This window comes from Pauljensenia sp. UMB0895 (assembly GCF_030218905.1).
Lineage (GTDB): Bacteria > Actinomycetota > Actinomycetes > Actinomycetales > Actinomycetaceae > Pauljensenia > Pauljensenia turicensis_A.
In genome coordinates, this window is the sequence record NZ_JASOQR010000002.1 from 207,105 (window position 1) to 229,230 (window position 22,126).

General features: G+C 58.1%; 16 protein-coding genes and 1 riboswitch. Of the genes, 4 read left to right on the plus strand and 12 right to left on the minus strand.

The features are described 5' to 3' along the window. Positions 1-2: 2 nt before the first annotated feature. The 3 genes from QP503_RS02305 to QP503_RS02315 are packed head-to-tail and all read right to left on the minus strand — an operon-like array spanning position 3 to position 1,709. A complete protein-coding gene (locus QP503_RS02305; RefSeq protein WP_099432718.1) occupies positions 3-428 on the minus strand; it encodes a plasmid mobilization protein in 426 nt (141 codons plus the stop codon). A gap of 5 nt (positions 429-433) precedes the next feature. Then, positions 434-1,504 (minus strand): site-specific integrase, encoded by a 1,071-nt coding sequence (locus QP503_RS02310; RefSeq protein ID WP_101677768.1) that lies wholly within the window; start codon positions 1,502-1,504, stop codon positions 434-436. A 1-nt stretch (position 1,505) separates the two neighbouring features. After that, on the minus strand, positions 1,506-1,709 hold the full coding sequence (locus QP503_RS02315; RefSeq protein WP_006681531.1) for a hypothetical protein: 204 nt from the start codon (positions 1,707-1,709) through the stop codon (positions 1,506-1,508). 140 nt (positions 1,710-1,849) lie between these two features. On the opposite strand from QP503_RS02315, the gene QP503_RS02320 reads away from it, so the two are divergent. Beyond that, positions 1,850-2,263, plus strand: a complete 414-nt coding sequence (locus QP503_RS02320; RefSeq protein WP_129423098.1) for a helix-turn-helix domain-containing protein — start codon at positions 1,850-1,852, stop codon at positions 2,261-2,263. 617 nt (positions 2,264-2,880) lie between these two features. Here QP503_RS02320 and guaA read toward each other — a convergent pair. Continuing rightward, on the minus strand, positions 2,881-4,449 hold the full coding sequence (gene guaA, locus QP503_RS02325; RefSeq protein ID WP_006681533.1) for a glutamine-hydrolyzing GMP synthase: 1,569 nt from the start codon (positions 4,447-4,449) through the stop codon (positions 2,881-2,883). Positions 4,450-4,793: 344 nt separating this feature from the next. On the opposite strand from guaA, the gene QP503_RS02330 reads away from it, so the two are divergent. Continuing rightward, complete coding sequence (locus QP503_RS02330) at positions 4,794-6,176, plus strand: hypothetical protein (protein ID WP_103633089.1); 1,383 nt, start codon at positions 4,794-4,796, stop codon at positions 6,174-6,176. A gap of 236 nt (positions 6,177-6,412) precedes the next feature. On the opposite strand, the gene purH is transcribed toward QP503_RS02330, so the two are convergent. The 8 genes from purH to QP503_RS02370 form a co-directional block, all read right to left on the minus strand. After that, positions 6,413-8,251: a bifunctional phosphoribosylaminoimidazolecarboxamide formyltransferase/IMP cyclohydrolase gene (purH, locus tag QP503_RS02335; RefSeq protein ID WP_103633088.1), complete on the minus strand. Its 1,839-nt coding sequence runs from the start codon at positions 8,249-8,251 to the stop codon at positions 6,413-6,415. A 26-nt stretch (positions 8,252-8,277) separates the two neighbouring features. Further along, positions 8,278-8,363, minus strand: a riboswitch (ZMP/ZTP riboswitch). 370 nt (positions 8,364-8,733) lie between these two features. Further along, positions 8,734-10,242 carry a cell division protein PerM gene (locus QP503_RS02340; RefSeq protein ID WP_285101178.1) on the minus strand — a complete coding sequence of 503 codons (1,509 nt, stop codon included), beginning with the start codon at positions 10,240-10,242 and terminating at the stop codon, positions 8,734-8,736. A 278-nt stretch (positions 10,243-10,520) separates the two neighbouring features. Further along, positions 10,521-11,441, minus strand: coding sequence for a succinate--CoA ligase subunit alpha (gene sucD, locus QP503_RS02345; RefSeq protein ID WP_006681537.1), 921 nt, complete (start codon positions 11,439-11,441; stop codon positions 10,521-10,523). Between the two features lie 27 nt (positions 11,442-11,468). Further along, positions 11,469-12,668: an ADP-forming succinate--CoA ligase subunit beta gene (gene sucC / locus QP503_RS02350; RefSeq protein WP_219585438.1), complete on the minus strand. Its 1,200-nt coding sequence runs from the start codon at positions 12,666-12,668 to the stop codon at positions 11,469-11,471. Between the two features lie 91 nt (positions 12,669-12,759). After that, positions 12,760-15,699, minus strand: a complete 2,940-nt coding sequence (locus tag QP503_RS02355; protein WP_285101167.1) for a UvrD-helicase domain-containing protein — start codon at positions 15,697-15,699, stop codon at positions 12,760-12,762. A 308-nt stretch (positions 15,700-16,007) separates the two neighbouring features. Next, positions 16,008-17,498: a DUF1846 domain-containing protein gene (locus QP503_RS02360; RefSeq protein ID WP_006681540.1), complete on the minus strand. Its 1,491-nt coding sequence runs from the start codon at positions 17,496-17,498 to the stop codon at positions 16,008-16,010. 174 nt (positions 17,499-17,672) lie between these two features. After that, positions 17,673-18,323: a LuxR C-terminal-related transcriptional regulator gene (locus QP503_RS02365; RefSeq protein ID WP_285101169.1), complete on the minus strand. Its 651-nt coding sequence runs from the start codon at positions 18,321-18,323 to the stop codon at positions 17,673-17,675. A gap of 70 nt (positions 18,324-18,393) precedes the next feature. Beyond that, the gene (locus QP503_RS02370; RefSeq protein ID WP_285101180.1) at positions 18,394-19,554 is read right to left on the minus strand and encodes an ATP-binding protein; all 1,161 of its coding nucleotides are present in this window, start codon (positions 19,552-19,554) and stop codon (positions 18,394-18,396) included. 253 nt (positions 19,555-19,807) lie between these two features. On the opposite strand from QP503_RS02370, the gene QP503_RS02375 reads away from it, so the two are divergent. Both QP503_RS02375 and QP503_RS02380 read left to right on the plus strand, forming a co-directional pair. After that, positions 19,808-21,742, plus strand: coding sequence for a PspC domain-containing protein (locus QP503_RS02375; RefSeq protein ID WP_181002163.1), 1,935 nt, complete (start codon positions 19,808-19,810; stop codon positions 21,740-21,742). Continuing rightward, the gene (locus tag QP503_RS02380; protein WP_006681544.1) at positions 21,739-22,074 is read left to right on the plus strand and encodes a hypothetical protein; all 336 of its coding nucleotides are present in this window, start codon (positions 21,739-21,741) and stop codon (positions 22,072-22,074) included. Before QP503_RS02375 ends, QP503_RS02380 begins: the two co-directional genes overlap by 4 nt. The last annotated feature ends 52 nt before the right edge of the window (positions 22,075-22,126 follow it).

The following is a 22,126-nucleotide window of genomic DNA, read 5'->3' on the forward strand; positions in this document are numbered from 1 at the left end:
CCTTACATGCGCCCCATCTCGAAGATGCTTGCGGTGTCGGAGCCCGCATCCATGACGGATGTTGTCGGCTCTTCCAAATGCGAGGTTTGCGGTGGCGCTTCCGTCACTGGTGCCTCAACCCCCTCGCCGAGCGCCAGGAAGAACCTCATCACGAGCTCGATCCTCTGCTGCAGGGACTCGCTCAGCTCGCCGTAGGAGGCCGCCAGCCGTACTTCCTTGGACAACTCCGCCATCGAGTCCTTCAACGCCTTCTGCACGCTTACAGAGGGCCTCACCTCGACCTGGGTATCGGTGAGCTTGGCGATGATGTAGTCCTGCCTGCTCATGCCGCTCCAGGCTGCCATCTCGCATATGAGCTTGTGCTCCTCGGGCGTGCAGCGAAACGCCATCGTCTTGCTGCGCTTGCGGGCGCTGTTCTCGCACGGCATCTTGCTTACCCCCTCGCTCCATCGAGCGCGGCGGCCATCTCGTCCTGCTTCGTGGGGAACAGGTGCGCGTAGCGGTAGGTGATGTCCACCGCCTCGTGGCCCATGCGCTCGGCGATGGCCAGCGCGGAGAAGCCCATCTCGATCAGCAGGCTCACGTGGCTGTGGCGTATGTCGTGTATGCGGATGCGCTTCACGCCCGACGCCTTGCACCCGCGCTCCATCTCGTGGGCCAGGAAGTGCTTGGTCACGGCGAACAGGCGCTCGTCGGGGGCGACGTCGTCGCGCATCTCGATGAAGTCCGCCATCTCGTCGCGAAGGAAGGCGGGCATGACGATCGTGCGCACGGACTTGGGCGTCTTGGGGTCGGTCACGGTGTCCACGCCGTGGAGGCTCTGGTACGACTTGTTGATGCGCAGCCGCGAGCTATCCAGCATGAAGTCGGACGGCGTGAGCGCCAGGAGCTCGCCGCAGCGTATGCCCGTCCAGTACAGCAGCTCGAAGGCGTGGAACGACAGCGGCTTGTCCATGACCGCCTCGCTGAACCTCAGGTACTCGTCCTTGGTCCAGAACTGCATCTCGCCGCCCTTCTTCGAGCCTATCTTGTCGACCCTGCGCACCGGGTTGTCGGTGAGGCCGTAGTAGCGCTCGGCGTGGTTGAAGATGGCGTTCAGTTGGTTGTTCACCGTGCGCAGGTACGTCGGCGCCCAGGGCTTCCCGTCGGCGTCCCGGTGCTCGGTGAGCTCGTTTTGCCACCTGATGAGGTCGATCGGCCTCACGTCGCACATGCGCATGTCTCCGAAGAACGGCACGAGCTTGTCGTTGATGATGTACTCCTTGGTGATCCACGTGTGCTCGCGTACGCGCGGCTTCACCTCGGAGGCGTACACCTCGACGAACTCGGAGAACGTCATGTCCATGGCCCCGCCGTTAAGGCTCTTGAACTGGCTCTCCCACACTGCGGCCTCCACCTCGGAGGAGAAGCCGCGCTTCGTCTTGTGGCGCTTCGAGCCGCGGGCGTCGCGGTAGTAGCACTGCACGTAGAACGTGCCGTTGTTGCCATCCTTGTACACGGGCATGTCAGTCCACCTCCGGGAAGTACAGGGCGTCGAAGACGTCGCTCCGGACGCGTCCGCGGATAACCACGCGCCCGCGCGCCTCCTGCTCGGCGTTTATCTTCCTGATCACCTCGTAGGCGCTGCCTTTCTTGATCCTCAGCAGCTCCGCGACCTCGTCGGCGTCCAGCATGTGCGGCCTCGGCGTCTTCGCCACCTTCTCGTCCATGGCTCCTCCAATCAATGGCGTACGAATACGTACGGTTTACAGATTCAGAGTAAACGTACGTATCTGTACTGTCAATAGAATTGCGTACATTTACGTACGCTGATAAGATGTGCTGATACGTAATTCCAGGAGGAGGGCGCATGTCCGTAGGCAAAAACATAAGGCGGTACCGCAAGTCGCGCGGCATGACGCAGGCTCAACTCGCCGAGGCCGTCGGCCTGACCGAGGGGGCCGTGCGCCACTACGAGAGCGGCATCCGCGCCGTCAAGCCCGAGCTGCTCGAGTCCATCTCCGCGGCGCTCGGCGTGTCCGTCAACGCCCTCAAGGACTATGGCGTCGAGACCGCGGGCGACCTCATGTCGCTGCTCGTGCGGCTCGAGGACTCGTTCGGCATCGTTCCCTCCGCCGACGGCACGGGCCTCTCCCTGAACCCCAAGGCTCCGCACGCGCCCAAAGCCGCGACGGCGATCGAGCTGTGGGCAGAGAAGCGCGCGCAGCTCGAGAACGGCGAGATCGACGCCGACGAATACGAGGACTGGAAAGCCTCGCTGTAGCGGCTCCCCGCATTTCGCAACCAGCGCAACCGAATCAGGACGCCAAGCTAGGCGGTGAGCGCCGCTCACGCCTGCGTATGTTGAGTTTTTACTCCCCATTGCATGCAAAGGCATTTTCGGCGCACCTGGGGAGTAAATGACGCGGTGGCTTACATGGCGGCACACGGCGGTACCCCGCGGCATTTCCCCTGATTACTCCCGCTTTCCTTGAGACGGTGAGATTCTTTACTCCCCATTAACGACCTGGGAAAACGCCGCACAGAGACCGTCAAAAGGCCTATTGAGTTCGATTTGAGTTTCAAAGGACCTAAAACGGCCCCTTTTCGTTCTCGGGGACAAAAATCGCGCGTCTACTCACTCGGGATAAATCCTTACTCCCATTCCTCCGAATACCGCCCCGTGCCTTGCCGTCTCGAAACACGGGGAGTAAATCGCGAAATTGCAGGTGAAAGGGAGTAAATAGCCAAAGAAAAAGCCTCCGTTCCGACGCGGGAACAGAGGCTCGATAATCGGATTTACTCACCAATGTCGCTGGCGGCTTTGCCGTGACTCTCGTACAAAACGAAACTCAGCAGCACAGTGCGGCACTCAAAAATACAGGTCAGAACCCTGTCAGACTACTCCCACTCGATCGTTGCCGGTGGCTTCGACGTCACGTCCAGCACCACGCGGTTCACTTCAGCAACCGAGTTGGTGATGCGCGTCGAGATCTTCGCCAGCACGTCGTACGGCAGGCGGGTCCAGTCTGCGGTCATCGCGTCTTCCGAAGAAACGGGACGCAGGACGATCGGGTGGCCATAGGTGCGACCATCACCCTGAACACCCACGGAACGAACATCTGCAAGCAGAACGACCGGGCACTGCCAGATTTCAGAATCGAGACCAGCAGCAGTCAGCTCTTCGCGAACAATCAGGTCAGCTGCACGCAGGATGTCGAGGCGTTCCTTCGTGACCTCGCCGATGATGCGAATACCGAGGCCCGGGCCCGGGAAGGGCTGGCGCTCAACCAGGTAGTCGGGCAGACCGAGCTCGCGACCAACGGCGCGGACCTCGTCCTTGAACAGGGTGCGCAGGGGCTCAACGAGCTCGAACTTCATGTCGTCGGGCAGGCCACCAACGTTGTGGTGGCTCTTGATGTTTGCTGCACCCTCGCCACCACCAGATTCGACAACGTCCGGGTACAGGGTGCCTTGAACGAGGAACTTGACCTCGCCACCTTCCGCACCGATCTGTTCAATGACCTGCTTCTGAGCAGCCTCGAATGAGCGAATGAACTCACGACCGATGATCTTGCGCTTGGTTTCCGGATCGGAAACGCCCGCGAGCGCGCTGAGGAATCGTTCGGATTCGTCGCAGGTCACAACGCGGATGCCCATGCCTCGCGCATAGTCGCCTTCGACCTGTTCGCGTTCGCCCGCGCGGAGCAGACCGTGGTCGATGAAGAAGCAGGTGAGCTGGTCACCGACTGCCTTGTGAACCAGCGCTGCTGCCACGGAAGAGTCAACACCGCCGGAGAGCGCGCAGATCACCTGAGCGTCGCCAACCTGCTTGCGGATCGCCTCGACCTGTTCGTCAATGATGGAGCCTGCGGTCCATGAGGGTTCCAGTCCAGCGCCTTCGTAGAGGAAGTTCTTCAGAGCGTCCTGGCCACACTGCGAGTGGCCGACTTCGGGGTGCCATTGCAGACCGAACAGCTTGCGGGAGCGATCTTCGAACGCTGCAACCGGGGTTTCGGAGGTGGATGCGGTGACCTCGAACCCTTCGGGAGCCGCCTGGACTGCATCACCGTGGCTCATCCACACGACCTGGTCAGCGGGAGTGCCAGCGAAGAGGCAGGACGAGGTGCCGACGGAAGCGTCCGTATGCCCGTATTCGCGGGTGCCGGTGCGACCGACGGTTCCTCCGAGGACAGCGGCCATTGTCTGGAAGCCGTAGCAGATACCAAGCAACGGAACACCGGCATCGAAGATTGCGGGGTCAATCGACGGAGCGCCCTCTTCGTACACGGAGGACGGGCCACCCGACAGGATGATCGCTGCCGGGTCCTTCGCCAGCATGTCGGCGACCGACATGGTGTGAGGAACGATCTCAGAGTAAATGGAGGCTTCACGAACGCGACGGGCGATCAGCTGCGCGTATTGTGCGCCAAAATCAACGACGAGGACGGGGCGAGGAGTTGAATTCATGGCTCAATCGTACCTGCCGCTCGTCAGCGAAACGACCCGCGCGAGCGTTCAACGCGTCTCAACCCGCTCCCCACCACCGCGCTTGTTCACCAATCCCACCTCCTCACCACCGCGCTTGTTCACCAATCCCACCCCACTCACCACCCCGCTTGTTCACCAATCGCCACTCAAAAATACGAGGCTGCGCGTCCCCGTCTCGCTCCCCATCCGGTGAACAAGCGTGGCCAAAAACCCACAGATGCTTGAACAAGCGCGGTCAATGAAGCCCGTTCAAGCACCTCGTTTCTTGAACAAGCGCGGTCGGTTGAGCGCAAGAAAACCTAGAGGTACGACACAATAGACTCATGCCTGCCAACGACCACCAGATGCCAGCCTTCGGCGCTTTCATGCTCGAACGTGGCAAACACGGCAGTCATAAACGCTTCCCGGACGGTCGCAAGCTTTCCAACGCAGAGCGTCAAGCGCTCCCACTCATCGCGGAATTAAACGCTCCCCTGCAAGTGGCTCGAGACCAGATCGCCAGCATTGCTCACTCCCGAGACGTCCCATGGTTGATCGATCAGTTCCTCAGCCCCGTCGCACTCGCCTCGAAGAAGCGCGTAAAGCTTCCAAACTGGAACCTCCTCTTGAAAGCAGTTGCGCACATCGAAGGAGCATTTGATGCCCAAGACCCCACGATTGCTCCGGCCCACACCCCAGATGTTCCACGTAAGAAACTGCTGGCCGGCCTCGTGAACTGGGCCGAGGCAACCCGAACGAGAGCCAGCGACCCACGCTGGGGCGACATCGACGGCCAGCCTGTCACGCACGCGCAATTTGTTGCTTGGCGAGCGTCAACGGCACGGCAGGAGCTTGCAGTCATCCCTCACCTCGAAGTACCCGCACCATTCGCTCACGCCTTGGAAATCGTGCAGGCATGGGACACCGTGCTTGCTGATCGCGGTTATGTTGGCGAGCAGTTTTCTCTGCGTGAAGAGGTTGTTCGACTGCACAACTGGCCGGGCGATCAGTGGGTTGACGGCGACGACTATGCTTCGGCGCAAAAGCGTTTTCACCGTCGCTTGAAGAAGGCGCGCAAGCTCGCCGATGATCCGGTGCGCGACGCGGTAATGCAACGCGCTCTTTACCTGCGCGAGGGGCTCCTCCTTGATGGAGTTGACCCGTTACAATGGTTCCTTGCAGTTTGTAAGTTCCGCTGGTCTGCGCCGGATATGCTCGACGTCCGCCCGGAGATTTTTACGTGGAAACTCGCCGAACAGCTCGCTCATCTTGCCGGAGCTCCGGGGCACGATGATCAGTCGGCAAGTATCGACCTGTCGACGCTGACCGTGAATGACCCGCGCGAATTGGGGCAAGGTAACCTGCGTGCAGTCAGCGGCCCGCGGATCATGATCGACTTGGATGAAGATGTTGTGACAGCGCTTCCACCAGGGTGCCGAGTACGACGTTTCATCGTTTCGGGGCAGTCTGCTCTGGGCCCGGATTGGACCGTGTATTGGGTTGATTCAGAACGCGGGGATGCGCGCGTTATCTTGGATCTCGTCGAGTCCGAGAAGCTGCACCCGAACGTCATCTTCGTCTCCGACGGACAGCCTGACGACCTGGCGAATCTACTGCGCCCATTCTTGGAAGTCGCTTTCGAGATTCCCACGAACCCTCTGACTGCGCACAGTCACATCCCGGGCGTCATGCCACTCTTCCCCGAGCATCCAGACGCGGGGCTGTAGCTTCGAGCCTGATTTCAGGGTGTCAGAGGCTCAAAATGAGGCACCACAGTCTCTCGGTTCCGCGCGTTCCGCGTGCTCTCGGTGTTCCTTGCAAACTCGCCACTTTACCGCGCTTGTTCACCTTTCCTTCGCACACGGCAGTGTACTCAGATGAAATTCCCCCTGCCGGAGCGCTCCAGCAGGGGGATAATCAGTGGACGATGTCGCCGTTTCCAACAACCTCGCCGAAATGCAGGTCAGTGTGCGAAGTGGCGCGTGCCCGTCATGTACATCGTGATGCCAGCAGCCTTCGCAGCTTCGATGGATTCCTCGTCGCGGACGGATCCGCCAGGCTGAACGACAGCCTTCACGCCGGCATCAATCAGGACCTGCAGGCCATCAGCGAAGGGGAAGAACGCATCGGATGCGGCAACCGCGCCGATGGAACGCTGCTCAGTTTCGGCGCCAAGAATGTCTTCTGCGCGCGCACCGCCAGCGGACTGAATATCTGCGCCCGCATCCTTGGCCGCGTCACCGGTAGAGCGACCTCCCAGCGTGTTTGCGCGTTCGACTGCAAGCTTGCAGGAATCAACGCGGTTGACCTGTCCCATACCGACGCCGACCGAAGCCTCATCCTTAACCAGCAGGATCGCGTTAGAGCGGACGGCGCGAACCGTGCGCCATGCGAACTCAAGGTCAGCTAGGGTTGCAGCATCCGCGGCTTCACCTGCGACGAGCGTCCAGTTTGCCGGATCGTCGCCGACTGCATCGACGTCATCGCGGTCCTGAACCAGCAGGCCACCAGAAATCTGCTTGAACTCTCTGGCACCGACTGCCAGCGGAGCAACTTCCAGGACACGCAGATTCTTCTTCGCAGACAGGACCTCGAGCGCACCCTCATCGTATCCGGGGGCCAGCACAACCTCGGTGAAGATCGGGACGATCTGCTTAGCCAGTTCAACGCTGACCGGGCGGTTCACGGCGATCACGCCACCGAATGCGGAGACGGGGTCACACGCGTGCGCCTTGCGATGTGCCTCGGCGACGTCGTCGGCAACGGCGATACCGCAGGGGTTCGCGTGCTTGATGATGGCGACGCAGGGGCGCTCATGGTCGTAGGCAGCGCGCAGGGCAGCGTCACCGTCGGTGTAGTTGTTGTAGCTCATTGCCTTGCCATGCAGCTGGCGAGCATTGGCGATGCCGGGCAGAAGCTCGTTTTCGTCGAGGTCTTCTTCGTCTGCGATCTCGCGGTACACGGCAGCGTTCTGATGCGGATTCTCACCGTAGCGCAGGGAGTCAACGCGTTCGAAAGCATCGGCGACGAACGCCGGCATGTCGCCTTCTTCGTCGTCAGCTTCGACGATTTCTTCGGATTCCCCGTCGACGGCAAACCCGAGGGACTCAAGGAACGCAGCATCGGAAGCGTCGAGGTGGGTTTCGCAGACCTCGTCCAATTCGTCGCGGACATCGTCCAGATCGAGCTGATCGGCAAACCAGCCGGAGATGGCCAGATCGTAAGTTGCGGTATGTGCGAAGGCGCGTGCTGCCAGTTCGCGACGTTGTTTCAGCGTGAAACCTTCAGCCCGGGCAGCTTCAATAACCGCAGCGTAGGAATCGGGCGAGGTCACGACTGCAACCGACGGATGGTTCTTCGCCGCTGCACGCACCATGGACGGGCCACCGATATCAATCTGCTCGACGCATTCGTCAAAGCTACCCCCGCCGGCAACCGTCTGAGTGAACGGGTAGAGATTGCAAATAACCAGGTCAAATGCCTTCACGCCGAGTTCGCTGATCTGCTCGCGGTGGTCAGCCTTGCGCTGATCAGCAAGAATGCCCGCGTGAATCATCGGGTGCAGGGTCTTCACGCGACCTTCGAGAACCTCAGGGAAACCGGTGACGTCGTCAACGGGGGTAACCGGGACGCCAGCTTCTGCGATCTTCGCGGCGGTCGAGCCGGTGGAAACAATTTCAACGCCAGCGCCAGCAAGTGCGGTGGCAAGCTCAATCAGACCGGTCTTGTCATAGACGGAAATAAGAGCGCGGGTAATGGGGCGGACGTCAATAGCTTCGAGATTGTCCAGGCGAACGGACATGGGTTCCTCCAGTAATGGTTGATCATGCCCGGCGCCCAGGCGGGCGACGCCTCACGGGTACTTCGGGTTGCTCCCCGGTGGTGATCCACCCTCGCCAGTTGCAACCTACGGCGATCGTATCCCGTAGCGCGTGTGCGTTCCAAGCAGGTCCAGTGAGGGATTCGCCCCACATTCGCCTTCCGCGTGCCAGTTATCGACGAGGCCGACCGCGCTTGTTCAAGGTTCCGTCGAAGCTCAGCGTCCCAGTCTTCGCGCGTTTCAAAGTGAGAAACTAGCAAACAAAGTGCGCGAGGCCTCGTTCCTTCGCTCAGTCGATCGCTGAACACTCCCTGTCTGCACCCACTAGAACCGCCGTGGCGCCGAACGTGGGATCTTCGCACGCTTGAACAAGCGCACGCTTGTTGGAGCCTTCGCCGGATACAGAACAGTTAACCGCGCTTGTTCAAGCGGAGCGTGCACCGATCAATGAGTCGGTTCGGTGTTCATTCGCCCTCTTCCAAGCGCGCTTGTTCACCGGTCGAGAGCGAAGAGAGGTCAAGACGCTCAGTTGCAAGCGCATCTTCGGAGCGCGCTTGTTCAGCTTCCTGCTGAGCCGGAAACTTCACCGTCGGCTCAACAACTTGGGGAGTCGGTGTCCATGGAACAAGTTCAGGTTCCGACTGGGATTCTTTGGGGGTGTCATCGGCGCGCTTGTTCACCAAAACCTCGAGTTCTTCCTCGGTCGGGTCAGTATCAATTTCATCCGGTTCCGGAGTCTCTTCTGCTTCAACAAGCGCGGTCGAAACAGGCACGTCTGAAGCCGAAACATCGGAGGGCGATTCTTCAACAAGCGCGGTCGAAGACGGAGCCGTTTGCCCAGCGTCAAGAAGCGAAAGCTCCCATTGATCGCGCATCCACTTCAACGAGCGCGGGTGAACGATCACCCAACCAAATACAAACGCCAAACCAACTTCGCTGAGCAGAGCCGCAGTAGTCGGACCGACATGCGGCCCTAGGAATGCCATGCGCGTCGCCCCCAGCTGAAGGGTTGACATGGCCATCCACATCCAGAAGCCAACACCGATCACGACAAATGCGACAGCGGAAAGAACAAACTGTTCACGAAGCGATGCTTGCCGACGCTTCCTTCCGCGCCACATACCGATGCCAAAACCGATCGCAATCGGAACGAGGATCGTCCAATAGCTTGGAGTGATATTGGGCATCGCGCCCAAGACAGGGATACCTGGGATCGGCAAAGTTGGGGCTGACGTGGGCGAATGAAGCGCATCGACTCCGACCCAGAATCCGGGTCCAGCAAACCAAGCCAACGTCCACGCCAAGATTGTTGGGGCGAAAAATAACTGACCGAGTCCAACAAGCGCGTCCTCAATTGGAGATGTCGTGAGCAGGAGCTGGTGGATCCCCGCGATTTGTGAGGTATGAGTAAGAAGGGCGATCAGAGTAAGAACCGCCACCGATCCGACGATGACTGTGAGTGCGATTGCGGCCTCGCGAATTCCTAAACGAATGAGGCGCGGGACTCCCCACCGGCGAAGTGGATGGTCACCACAAGAAAAAAACGCCCACGCCGACGCGAGAAGCGAAACGAATAGGGCACCCGGCATCGCTTCCCACCAGCGCACATACGAAGCACCCGAACCGATCAGGAAAGCGGTCATCACAGTGAAAGCAGGAACGGCGAACCAGTTCGACGATGGCGAGAACTCTTCGCCTCCGCGCAAGAAGAGTCGGAGCAACACAACGAGGCCGATCGACACAAGAGTGGGGATGGCGTGATAGGTGACGGTTTCTGTATGAACTGATGCGCCGAAGAGGACTCCGAAGACATCCGAACTGGACGCGAACACCGTGTCCCAGCCGATTTTTGACACCCACGGGTTCGACGCGACCGTCAGGAAGGAGCCCATGACGATAAGAACGCAGGTAGCCCAACCGACGAATGCTGCTTCAACGCCCGAAAGCATGGCGCGCGCCCAACCGTCAGGCATGCTCACGCGAATAGTTTTCCGCGTCGGAGCGTACGTCGTTGTGGTGACGCTTGGTGAAGTCTCAGGCGTAACGTTCATAGCGTTATCCATCATGACGCACCGGTGGCCGGTAGGGCTTTCGCACCACCGGCCACCGTCAGATTGAGACCTACCTCAGTGTGGAAGCGAGATCAGATCGCTTTCAGAGTTTGTGTTCTGGCCACTCCGTTTGCAGAGTTTGTGTTCTGTTCGCTTCCGGCCTCTTCAGTTTGCCCTGCCAAAACCGGCATAGTGTGCAACTACTTTGAGAGGATTTCTCGAGCAAGCTGAGCGGTCTGCGACGGAGTCCGACCGACGCGAACACCAACTGCTTCTAGGGCCTCGGCCTTTGCCGCAGCAGTACCGGAAGAACCGGAAACGATCGCGCCAGCGTGCCCCATGGTCTTGCCTTCGGGGGCTGTAAAACCAGCAACGTAGGCGACAACGGGTTTCGTCATGTTTTCCTTGATCCAGGTAGCTGCTCGTTCTTCTGCGTCGCCACCGATTTCGCCGATCATCACAACCAGATCGGTGTCGGGGTCGGCTTCGAACGCCGCCAAGGCATCGATGTGGGTGGTTCCGACCACCGGGTCGCCACCGATGCCAAGGCAGGTGGTGAAACCAAAGTCGCGGAGTTCGTACATGAGCTGGTACGTGAGCGTGCCGGACTTAGAAACTAGGCCGATGCGACCCGGACCGGTGATGTCTGCTGGTGTGATACCAACGTTTGATTGGTTTGGGCTAATGATGCCTGGGCAGTTCGGGCCAATCAGACGAACACCCTTCTTCAGTGCATGCGACACGAAAACGGTTGAGTCTGCGACAGGAATACCTTCGGTGATCACAACGATCGTTTCGATGCCAGCATCAATCGCTTCAAGTGCGGCTCCCTTCGCGAAGGCCGGCGGAACGAAGATGACGGAAGTGTTCGCGTTCGTTGCTTCTTTTGCTTCAGCAACAGTGGCGTACACGGGTACGGACACTGTTCCGTTTTCGACCCGGTCAGCGGCCGGGCCGTAGCCAACCACGTCAAAGTCGACACTGGTGCCGGCTTTGCGCGGGTTAGTGCCAGCAACAATGGTCGTGCCGGCGCTCAGCATCCGTTGCGTGTGCTTGCGGCCTTCAGCGCCCGTCATACCCTGGACGATGACACGGGAGTCAGAGTTAAGGAAAATCGACATTCTTTTCGTCCTTTGTCTTTCGTCTGGTCAGTTCTGAGCCGGCCGTGAAGCAACGGCCTCGGCAGCAAGTTCAGCTGCACGTCGTGCGGCATCGTCCATGGTCTCAACCATGTGGATCAACGGATGGTTCGCCGCCTGGAGGATCGCTCGACCTTCGGCGACCTTATTTCCATCGAGGCGAACCACCAGAGGCTTCGTCGCAGAGTCGCCAAGAACTTCGAGAGCTCCGATGATGCCTTCCGCGACCTTGTCACATGCGGTAATGCCACCGAAAACGTTAACGAAGACAGAGCGAACCTGCTCGTCGCCGAGGATGATGTCGAGGCCCTTTGCCATCACTTCAGCCGAAGCACCGCCACCGATATCGAGGAAGTTTGCCGGTTTTACGCCAAGATCTTCACCGGCCATCGCAACGACGTCGAGGGTTGACATGACCAGACCAGCACCGTTACCGATGATGCCAACTTCACCTTCGAGGCGCACGTAGTTCAGTCCGGCTTCCTTCGCCAGCGCCTCGCGGGGATCTTGGGTGGCTCGGTCGACGAGTTCTTCGTGTTCCGGATGGCGGAAGCGGGCGTTGTCGTCCAGGCTGACCTTGCCGTCGACTGCCCACACGGTACCGTCGGTGGCAGTGACAAGAGGATTGACCTCGACAAGGGTTGCGTCCTCGTCGCGGTAGGTTTCCCAGAGCAGGACGAGGACCGGAATGAGGGGATCCTGGCGTTCAGCGGGGAATCCCGCTTGCGTCAAGATCTCCCGTGCCACTTGATCGTTGATTCCGATGACGGGGTTCAGAGGCACGCGAGCTAGGGCTTCGGGGCGTTCCTTCGCCAGGGTTTCAATGTCCATACCGCCTTCGCGGGAGCACATTGCAAGGTAGCGACGGTTCGATCGATCAAGGAGGATCGAGAAGTAGTATTCCTCGGCGATGTCGGCACCCGATGCGATCAGCAGGGTTTTGACGATATGTCCCTTGATATCGAGTCCAAGAATTGCCTCTGCTTTTTCAGCGGCTTCTGCGGCAGTGTAAGCAAGTTTGACGCCACCTGCCTTTCCGCGGCCACCGGTTTTCACCTGCGCTTTGACGACGAGAAGCTCGGCGCCATCTGAGAGCAGACGAGTTGCCGCTGTGCGCGCCTCTTCGACAGTCGTTGCGGTAAGCCCGGGCAGTACGGGAACGCCGTGCTTTCGAAACATGTCACGTGCTTGGTATTCATACAGGTCCACGGGTGGACTCCTTTGTCATCTATGGCTTGTCATTGAACAGACTAACGACCATTTAGGCCGTTCGTCCTAAGAACGCCAATTTATGTTCGATTCAGATTTTTTCTAGGGGTGCAACTCGAAGAAGCAGGCGCTTCTCCGCTTCGCTGAATTTGACCCGAGCAACCGTTGTTTTCCCCTGACCTTCGAGGCCAACAACAGTTCCCTCCCCCAGACTCGCGTGTTTAACCCTATCGCCAACCTTCAAGTCAAGGAGTGGTCGGTGCGTATTGCGTGACGTTTGTTGCGCACCCATGCGTATGGTTTTCCCGGTTCGAATACCTGTGACTCGAGAGGCAGTTTCTGCTTTACCGGAGCCAAAAACTGGCCCATCATCATCCAAGGCACGACCGGTGTGCGAAGAGTAGGAGCCCGATCCCCATCCGCTCCCCCAGGAGTTTTCGCGCGAACGCAGTCGTTCACTTGCAGTTGAGGATCGGCGAATATCGCATAGCTCCGGCGGAATATCTGCGAGGAACTGGGACGGCAACATCTCTTGCGGACTACCCCAAGCTGAGCGAATAGAGGCTCGAGTCAGATACAGTCGCTCACGCGCACGCGTAATTGCCACGTACGCAAGGCGACGCTCTTCCGCAAGCTCAGACTCATCCCCAAGCGACCTTTGATGCGGGAAGGTCCCATCTTCCATGCCGGTGACAAACACGATGGGGAATTCCAGCCCCTTCGCTGTATGCACTGTCATCAACGTCACCTGACCACTTCGCTGGTCTTCAGATGGAATTTGATCCGAATCTGCAACGAGTGCGACTCGCTCAAGGAAGTCGACCAAACTACCGCGCGGGTTCACGTGCGCGAAATCAATCGCTACTGAGTGCAATTCTGCAAGGTTTTCCACGCGCGAAGCATCCTGAGGATCCTCCGACTTTCGTAGCGTAGCGAGGTATCCCGTCTTATCCAAGATCTCCTCGAGAATATCGGCAGTCGACACACCCTTTTCACTTGCTTGCCGAGTAGATTCGATAAGACCCCAGAACGCAGCAATCGACTTTCGCGCTCGCGGAGAAAGGCCAAGGACCTCGCGCTGTTCACCACTGGGGGGCAACTGCCGGCTGGGCAAATTTCCGATCGACGAGGCCGAGTTTACATCTTGAGCATCCGGCGGATTTTGCTCGAATGTACGTACCTCTACGTCTGCCCACGCACTGAGCGCATTGTCTACGATGGCCCCCGGTGTTTCAGACTCAACAAGGGAAGGCTCGCTTGTTTGTTTCCCTAAGTCTGTGGCGTTCGATGGGAAAGGTTTACCCGAAGGAGAATCAGAAGAGGTGGCAACATCGACGAGCGATGTCGCATCGCTTTGACTGACCGTCGGATATTGCCATTCAATACCTTCACTTTCACCCAGCGGGCATCCTTCGCTTTCCCAGACGTCTCGGACAGCTTGGCCGAAGGAAATACCGTATCGAGAAGCATGGACTGCGATAGCGTCTTCAGCTTTTGCGCCGATCCCACGACGCGGAACGTTGATAATTCTGCGGACGGCAACGCTGTCATCAGGATTGGAGATCGCTTGCAGGTAGGCCAGCGCATCTTTGATTTCTTTGCGCTCGTAGAATCGTGTTCCGCCGACCACGCGGTAGGGAATTCCTTGACGCACAAGGAGTTCTTCAATGGCACGTGACTGGGCGTTTGTACGGTAAAAGACTGCAACATCACCATATGAAGCACCCTGATCAGCCAGGCGATCAACTTCAGACACGACAAAACGTGCTTCATCATGTTCAGAATCAGCTGCGTCAAGAGTGATGAGCGCACCATCGCCTGAAGCTGTCCACAGGTTTTTTGGTCGACGCCCTTGGTTGCGCGCGATCACTGCATTCGCGGCAGAGAGAATATTCTGTGTCGACCGATAATTCTGCTCCAGAAGAATTGTGCGAGCACCCGGAAAATCGCGCTCAAACTGCTCAATGTTGCGGATTGTTGCACCGCGGAAGGCGTAAATCGACTGGTCTGAGTCACCAACCACGGTGAGCTCACCGGGTTCTACTCCGTCATCGCCATCGCCGACAAGTAGGCGAACCAGGACATACTGCGCATGGTTCGTGTCTTGATACTCATCCACCAGAATGTGGCGGAAGCGCCGATGATACTGTTGAGCAATCAGTGGCTTGTCTTTCAGCAACTGCACCGTTGCCATGATCAGATCATCGAAGTCCAGCGCATTCGATTCGCGCATTCTCTTTGAGTATTCGCGATAGGTGTTTGCGACGATCTTTGAAATTGGGTCGTTTGCGCAGGTTTCCTCGTATTTGGCGGGAGTAATCAGTTCATTTTTTAGATCTGAAATCTTGGCCGCGATCATTTTGGGTGAGTATCGCTTCACGTCGACATCCATCGATTTCAGGATCATTTGAATGAGTCGCTGAGCATCCTGCGCGTCATAAATGGTGAACGACGAAGTCAGACCGGCGGCCTCGTGCTCACGTCGCAGGATTCGCACGCAGGCCGAATGGAACGTCGAAACCCACATATACTCCGCGCCATGACCGACCAGCCCGCCAACCCTTTCACGCATTTCTGCGGCGGCTTTGTTGGTGAACGTGATCGCAAGAATCTGCCCTTGTGTGGCTCGCCCTGTAGCAAGAAGGTAGGCAATTCGGTGAGTAAGCACGCGCGTTTTCCCAGATCCCGCGCCCGCCATAATCAGTAGAGGTCCGCCGTCGTGGACGACAGCTTCGCGTTGCTGATCGTTGAGTTCTCTAATGAGTTCATCCGGTTCAGAAAAACGAGGCCGGGACTGCCAGTCTGAAGGTTCTTTACTTCCATTGCCCGAATAGCCGAACGCAGATTTCGAGCTGGTCCTATTCGCCTGAGAGAAGTACTCAGATTCATCCAAAACGGGCACAACATCTTCACCTGGAACGGATCCGCCGGGGAAGTCATATACCGGCGACTCAGGCCCAGGTTCTGGCACACCGCCCCATTCTGAGAATGAAGCGGAGCCAAGATCGGGAAGAGAAGTGAAATCAGTCATCGCTCTCCTAGCCTAAAACAGACCAGGTAGAAACCAATCTGCAAAACGTCCGACAGGTGTTCATCCTGAGAAGTAGCCGGGGCTTCGGGTGAACAAGCACGACCATGACAGCGCGCAATCACGCCCGCAACAGTGAACAAGCGCAGCCCCACGGTGAACAAGCACGCTACCCTTCGCGTGAACAAGCACCGTAAAAACGCAGATCACACACGTTTGCTTCTACGAAGACGGTGAACAAGCACGGCAAACGCTGAACAAGCACGGCACCTCGGTACAAGCGCACTCACGCCCGCTCAACCCAACCAGTTCTACTTCTTGCGATACAGCGACTTGGTTGCGTAGACGGGTTCGTTCGTCACCTGAACGCCAAGCGAACGGAAGATGCCTTCATCCACTGAGCCGAGAATCGTCGAAGTATGAACGTCACAGCCCTTCAACTCGCCTAAGCATTCAAGAGCTCGGCGGGCGTTGCCATCAGTGGAAGCAGAGACGGCCAGCGCGATCAGGACCTCGTCGGTGTGCAGACGCGGGTTCGCGGAACCCAGATGCTGAGTCTTCAAAGTCTGGATCGGCGTGATCGCGTCGGGCGACAGCAGCTTCACCTCAGAATCGATACCCGCCAGGATCTTCAGGGCGTTCAACAACATGGCCGATGAACAGCCAAGCAGAGCCGACGTCTTACCCGTGACGATCTGACCGTCAGCCAGTTCAATCGCAGCAGCCGGAGCGCCAGTTGATTGAGCGAGCGCAACCGTCGGCGGGACAACTGGGCGATCGGTCGGCGTGATTGACAGCTTTGACATCGCCAGAGCGATGCGTTCCGATTGAACCGGCTCAGACAGTTCTTTCTTTTCGGTCACCAATGCCTTGTAGTAGCGACGGATCACTTCCTGCTTGGACGCTTCGCGGCACGCGTCGTCGTCGCAGATCGACTTGCCCGCCATATTGACACCCATGTCGGTCGGGCTCTGATACGGGGATTCGCCCAGGATCTGCGTGAACAAGCGCTGTAACACGGGGAAGATTTCGACGTCGCGGTTGTAGTTAACGGTCTTTTCGCCGTGGGCTTCCAGGTGGAAGGGGTCGATCATGTTGATGTCGTCAAGGTCAGCAGTTGCCGCCTCGTAGGCGATGTTAACCGGGTGGTCTAGAGGCAGGTTCCAGATCGGGAACGTCTCCCACTTCGCGTAGCCGGAGCGGATGCCACGCTTGTGGTCGTGGTACAGCTGGGACAGGCAGGTTGCCATCTTGCCGGAGCCCGGGCCGGGGGCGGTGACGACGATCAGGTCGTGGGCGGTCTCGATGTATTCATTTGCGCCGTAGCCTTCATCCGAGACGATGCGCGCAACATCGTTCGGATAGCCGGGGATCGGGAAGTGGCGGTAAACGGTAATACCGAGGCGCTCGAACTTCTGCTTCACGGCCTGCGCTTCGCGATTATCGTCAGTCCACTGAGTAATAACAACAGAGCCGACGTACAGTCCGTAGTCGCGGAATTCGTCGATGTGGCGCAGGACCTCGTCGTCGTAGGTGGTGCCGAGGTCTGCGCGCACTTTATGACGTTGGAAGTCCTTGGCATTCACGGCGACGATGATTTCGACGTCGTCAGCAAGTTCCTTCAGCATGACGACCTTGTTATCCGGGGTGAAGCCGGGCAATACGCGCGATGCGTGCATATCGTCGATGAGTTTGCCGCCGAACTCCAAGTAGAGCTTTCCACCGAAGTCAGCGCGCCTTTGGGCGATGTGCTGAGACTGGAGTCGCAGGTAGGTGTCGCGGTCAAATCCGATACGGTGCATGGTCTCCCCTACTGAAAGCTCTGAATGCCAAAGCAATATTCGTAACGAATGGAGATTACCGCGTCAGCCGGCTCAGGGGGCGCCTCTTCGGTCGCCTTTCGCGCCTCAGGGTCGAAATGCGTTCGGGTTCACAGCAGACTTTCGGCTTCGCGATTTTTATTCACGAGGCTGACCTCACACGATGTGACGTTGCATTGCCCAGCGGGTCAGTTCGTGACGGTTCGACAGCTGAAGTTTGCGCAACACAGCCGATACGTGTGTTTCTACTGTTTTCACCGAGATGAAGAGCTCGGAGGCTACTTCCTTGTACGTGTAACCGCGAGCAATCAGACGCATGACTTCCTGTTCGCGAGCGGAGAGAAGATCGAGTTCGTCGTCACCGATGGCAACCTGCCCAGTGCCGAATGCGTCAAGCACAAAGCCGGAAAGGCGAGGACTGAACGCCGCGTCTCCGGCAGCAATACGACCGATAGCTTCAAGGAGTTCGGGGGTAGAAATCGACTTGGTGACATACCCGCGAGCGCCACTTCGGATGACCTGAACGACATCTTCGGGTGAGTCTGAGACAGAGAGGGCTAGGAAGCGTAGACCCTCAATATCTTGGCATCGAGCGGAAACCTCTGCTCCACCGCCACCGCGACCTCCGGGCAGGTGAACGTCGAGCAGGGCGACATCGGGGCGAAGTTCATGGCATGCCGCGATTGCTCCATCAACGTCTGCTGCTTCGCCGACGATTTCGAGGTCTGCGCCGGAGTTTTCAAGTTCTGCGCGAACACCAGCGCGAACCATTGCGTGGTCGTCAATCACGATGAGTCGAATTGTCATAGGTCTATTCTCTTCGCTTTTCTTCACTGCCGTGGTTGCGGATAAGTGTTTCTTGTTATTGAGCGTTTGCTTACTCTCTTGGGAGGCTGAGTTCTACTTCTGTTCCGCTCTGAAGCATTCTGATTCTGGCTTTTCCTCCTACGCGTTCCATACGACCGATGATTGAGTCACGAACGCCGTGCCGATCGCTCGGGATTGAAGCCAGATCAAATCCTGAACCGGAGTCTTTGATGAACGCTTCGATAACGTTCGGTCGAACTTCAACATATACAGAAACGGGAGGTTCGCCGTGCCTGACGGCATTCGCTACAGCTTCTCCGATTGCGGCGACCATCGCTAGCTCACCAGGACCCGGGACAGTATCTCCGACCGCAACAACATCAACGGGGATACCGTGACGGCTTTCCACCTGTTCGACGGTGTTTCGGATTGCTTGCGACAATGACTCATTTGCCTGCGTACGACCGGTGTAGAGCCAGGATCGTAGCTCTCGTTCTTCTGCAAGCGCTAGTGCTCGTACGCGAGCGGGGTCGGAAGCGGCCGAACGAATCAGTGTGAGTGTTTGAAGAACCGAGTCATGCAAGTGCGCTGCGATGTCGGCGCGCTCGGCCTCGTGAACTTCTCGTTCACGGCTTACTGAAAGGTCTTTCGACGTGCGTAACCAAAGCGGAAGTAATGCGAACAGCACGCCGGCGACCACGACCGCACCGATCAGGCCGCCGCGAAGCAAGATGATTGGCGGGTCTCCGCGTCCGGCAAGGAAGAGCACGCCAGTGAAGAGGAGCCCGATTCCCGCGCCGATGATTGCCAGAAATTTGGATGATCGCCACTGCTGAATATGTGCCCCTTGGCTCCACACCAGTCCCAAGCCGGCGATGATCAAACCTGCCGATGCTACGTCGAACAGACGGGCGACATTCGTCCAAGCAAACAGTGTTGCAACGAGGGCCGCAAGCAGAATCAGCACTCCAGCAAGCAGGAGCTGTCCCCTACTTGCATCGTGCGGATTGCCCTGTTTTTTCGTTGCTAGGTTGGCTCCGATCGGAGCGCCCCCAACACGGATGCGTTGCCCATCATCTTCGGGGACCATTGCCCACAGCCAGACGTAGAGGATCATGCCCGTTCCACCGAAGAGTCCAGCAAGGACCATCAGCACGCGAACAAGCGTGACTGACACTCCGAGGTGAACAGATAGGCCGGAGCAAACCCCAGCGATGCGGGCGCTCGGCATATCTGCTGATATTTCGCGCGCACGTTTCAGCGGAGCACGGTAGGTAGAAGGCATGGGAGGACGCCAGCCACCGACAGTATTGGCCATGCCGGGCTGAACGGGAATATACCCTTTGTTTTCGCCTTCATTCACACGACCTATCTTCACATCTTTCGAACAGCGACCGCGACTTTAAGGGGCTAAATCAGGGACAGTTAAGGGATAACCCCACTGTCGCCGGTTCAGCGAAGCGACCACACTGTTGAGTATGGACATGAACTCTTCGCACCCGTACGGTCAGGACACGACCGGGGACACCCCTTCCGGCAGTGGCTTCAACCCGAACGACGCAAATGCGTCGAATGCTGCTTTCAACGGCAACGCTCAATACCCAGGTGGACCAGGTTTCAGTGGGCCAGGTTTCACTCCGAATAATGGAACGTTCCCACCGGGCCAGGGTGGATACAACACGGGTGGCGGATTCTTCGCCTCCATCCGACGTTCCGGATGGTACCGCCCATCAGTGAGGACCATTGGTGGCGTGTGCGCAGCGATCTCCGCCCGAACCGGTTGGGACTTAGCGCTTGTCCGCGGGCTCAGCATTGTGGCAATGCTGGTCTTCCCGCCACTGTTGGCAGCCTACGGTCTTGGGTGGGGTCTCCTTCCCGATCAGATGACTGGACGAATCCACGCTCAAGAACTCGTAAATGGTCGATTTGAATCAGGACAGGCGGGCGCAATCCTGTTCATCCTGATGGGAAGCACCTCAGCTTTCCCATTCTCAGTCGTGATCGAAGAATTACCCCTCGTCCCACTCGGCACACTGCTTGTCTTAGTGGCGATCATCGTCATCGCCGTTATTTTGCTCCGCCACGACCGACGGTCAGCACCCACGACGTTTCAAGGAAATCCGCCAATGAGCATGGATCCGAATAGTCAGCCTGGGCACTCCTCTTCAGCTTTCGCTTCAACCTCCATGAACGAGGCCGGTCAGCCCACTTCAGACGCAACGAACGTTTCAGGGACCGGTGCCACATACTCCACCCCCCATCCGGGCATGATGCCGACTCCTGCGTGGGCGGCCTCGTCCCCAAATCCCACACAGCCAGCAACCCCATACACCGGAGGTTTTTCGCAGGTTCCAAACGGCGCGTATCACAATAATGCCGGAACACCATACCAGCCGGCATATCCGAATGCTCCTATGAATTCGGCACCTTATCAGGCTCCCAACACGCCGATGAACAATGGAGCGAACAACTGGATTCCACCGCTGACTCCGTTCGTCCGTAGCGTCGGGCGCCGGACAAACTTGGTCGTCACCGGTCTTGTTCTTCTGGCAATGGCGACGACATTTGGACTCATGTACTACTACATGGACAATGGCTCCGCCGAGATGCTGATTTTCGGCACGAAGATCGGTCTGATCGGTGGTGGCATCTGCATGCTTATCACAGGTCTTGCCCTCGCGATCGCATCAATGCGTGGACGGAAAGCCGACTGGTTGGTCGCCCTGTCAATAATCGGCGCGTTCTTGTCCTTGCCGACTGTCTTGTTCGGCATCGCAACGGCCTCCGAATACACCGCTTCCTTCGATTATTCGAGCGAAACGCTAGTCAGCGATTGGACCGAATCGACGGTCTATTCTTCTCGGGGGAGAGCGTTGCTTGACATCTCGCAGGCTCCCGCGGGAACTTCCAAAGAAATCGTCGTTGACCCTAGCGTGAGTGACCTAGAGATTTCTGCGCGCACCGATCAGCCGGTCCGCATCATCTGCGAAATGGGAATTCAAGAGGTCGAGTATTCTTTCGATAACACTCACCCTTCAAAGAACAGGACGTGGGTGAACGCCCTGCGTGGATGCAACGATTCAGTTGACGCAGAAAATCCGGTATCGGTTCAATCCCCGACCTTCAACAACAGTGACGGGATCACGGTTCGCATCACTTCATGGATGTGGAGCTTCAACTACGAGGAAGACTGGTACGGCAATACTCCAGCTCCTTCTTCAGCGCCCGAATCCGGCGAGGGCCAGTCTGGTTCGACTGGCCAGTCGGGAGCGCTTGATCAGGGACAATCAGGTTCTTCCTCCTCACAGTCCGGGGCTAGCACGCCTGGCGCATCCACTTCTTCCACTACTTCAGGAGCCGACGTTTCCCCCGTATCGTGGGTTCTCTCGGCTGACTCAACGCTAAGGAGCGCAGCATGACCACCTCTCATATGCCTGATGAAGCAACGACCGAGTTCAACGTAGCCGACGAGACAACCACCATGCCCACCTCCGAGGAGCAGCCGACTAAGGTTTGGACCGCAGCAGACGCCGCAGCACATGCTCCAGAACCCGTCGTGGAAGTTTCAACGAAACCTCGGGTAGGGCAGCTCATCTGGGCGCTGATCGTTATTGCCATCGGAGTGTTCCTGATTGTTCTGCCGTTCTTGAACGTCGTACAGTTGCCGTTTGTTTTCATCGGCCTGATTGCAGCGCTCGGCCTAGTGCTGATCATTTCCGCGTTCTTCGTCGGCAAGCCGAAAGAACGTTAGCCCGCTTTTTCAGTCGAGCACAGTGCATCTTTGACCGCGCTTGTTCACCATC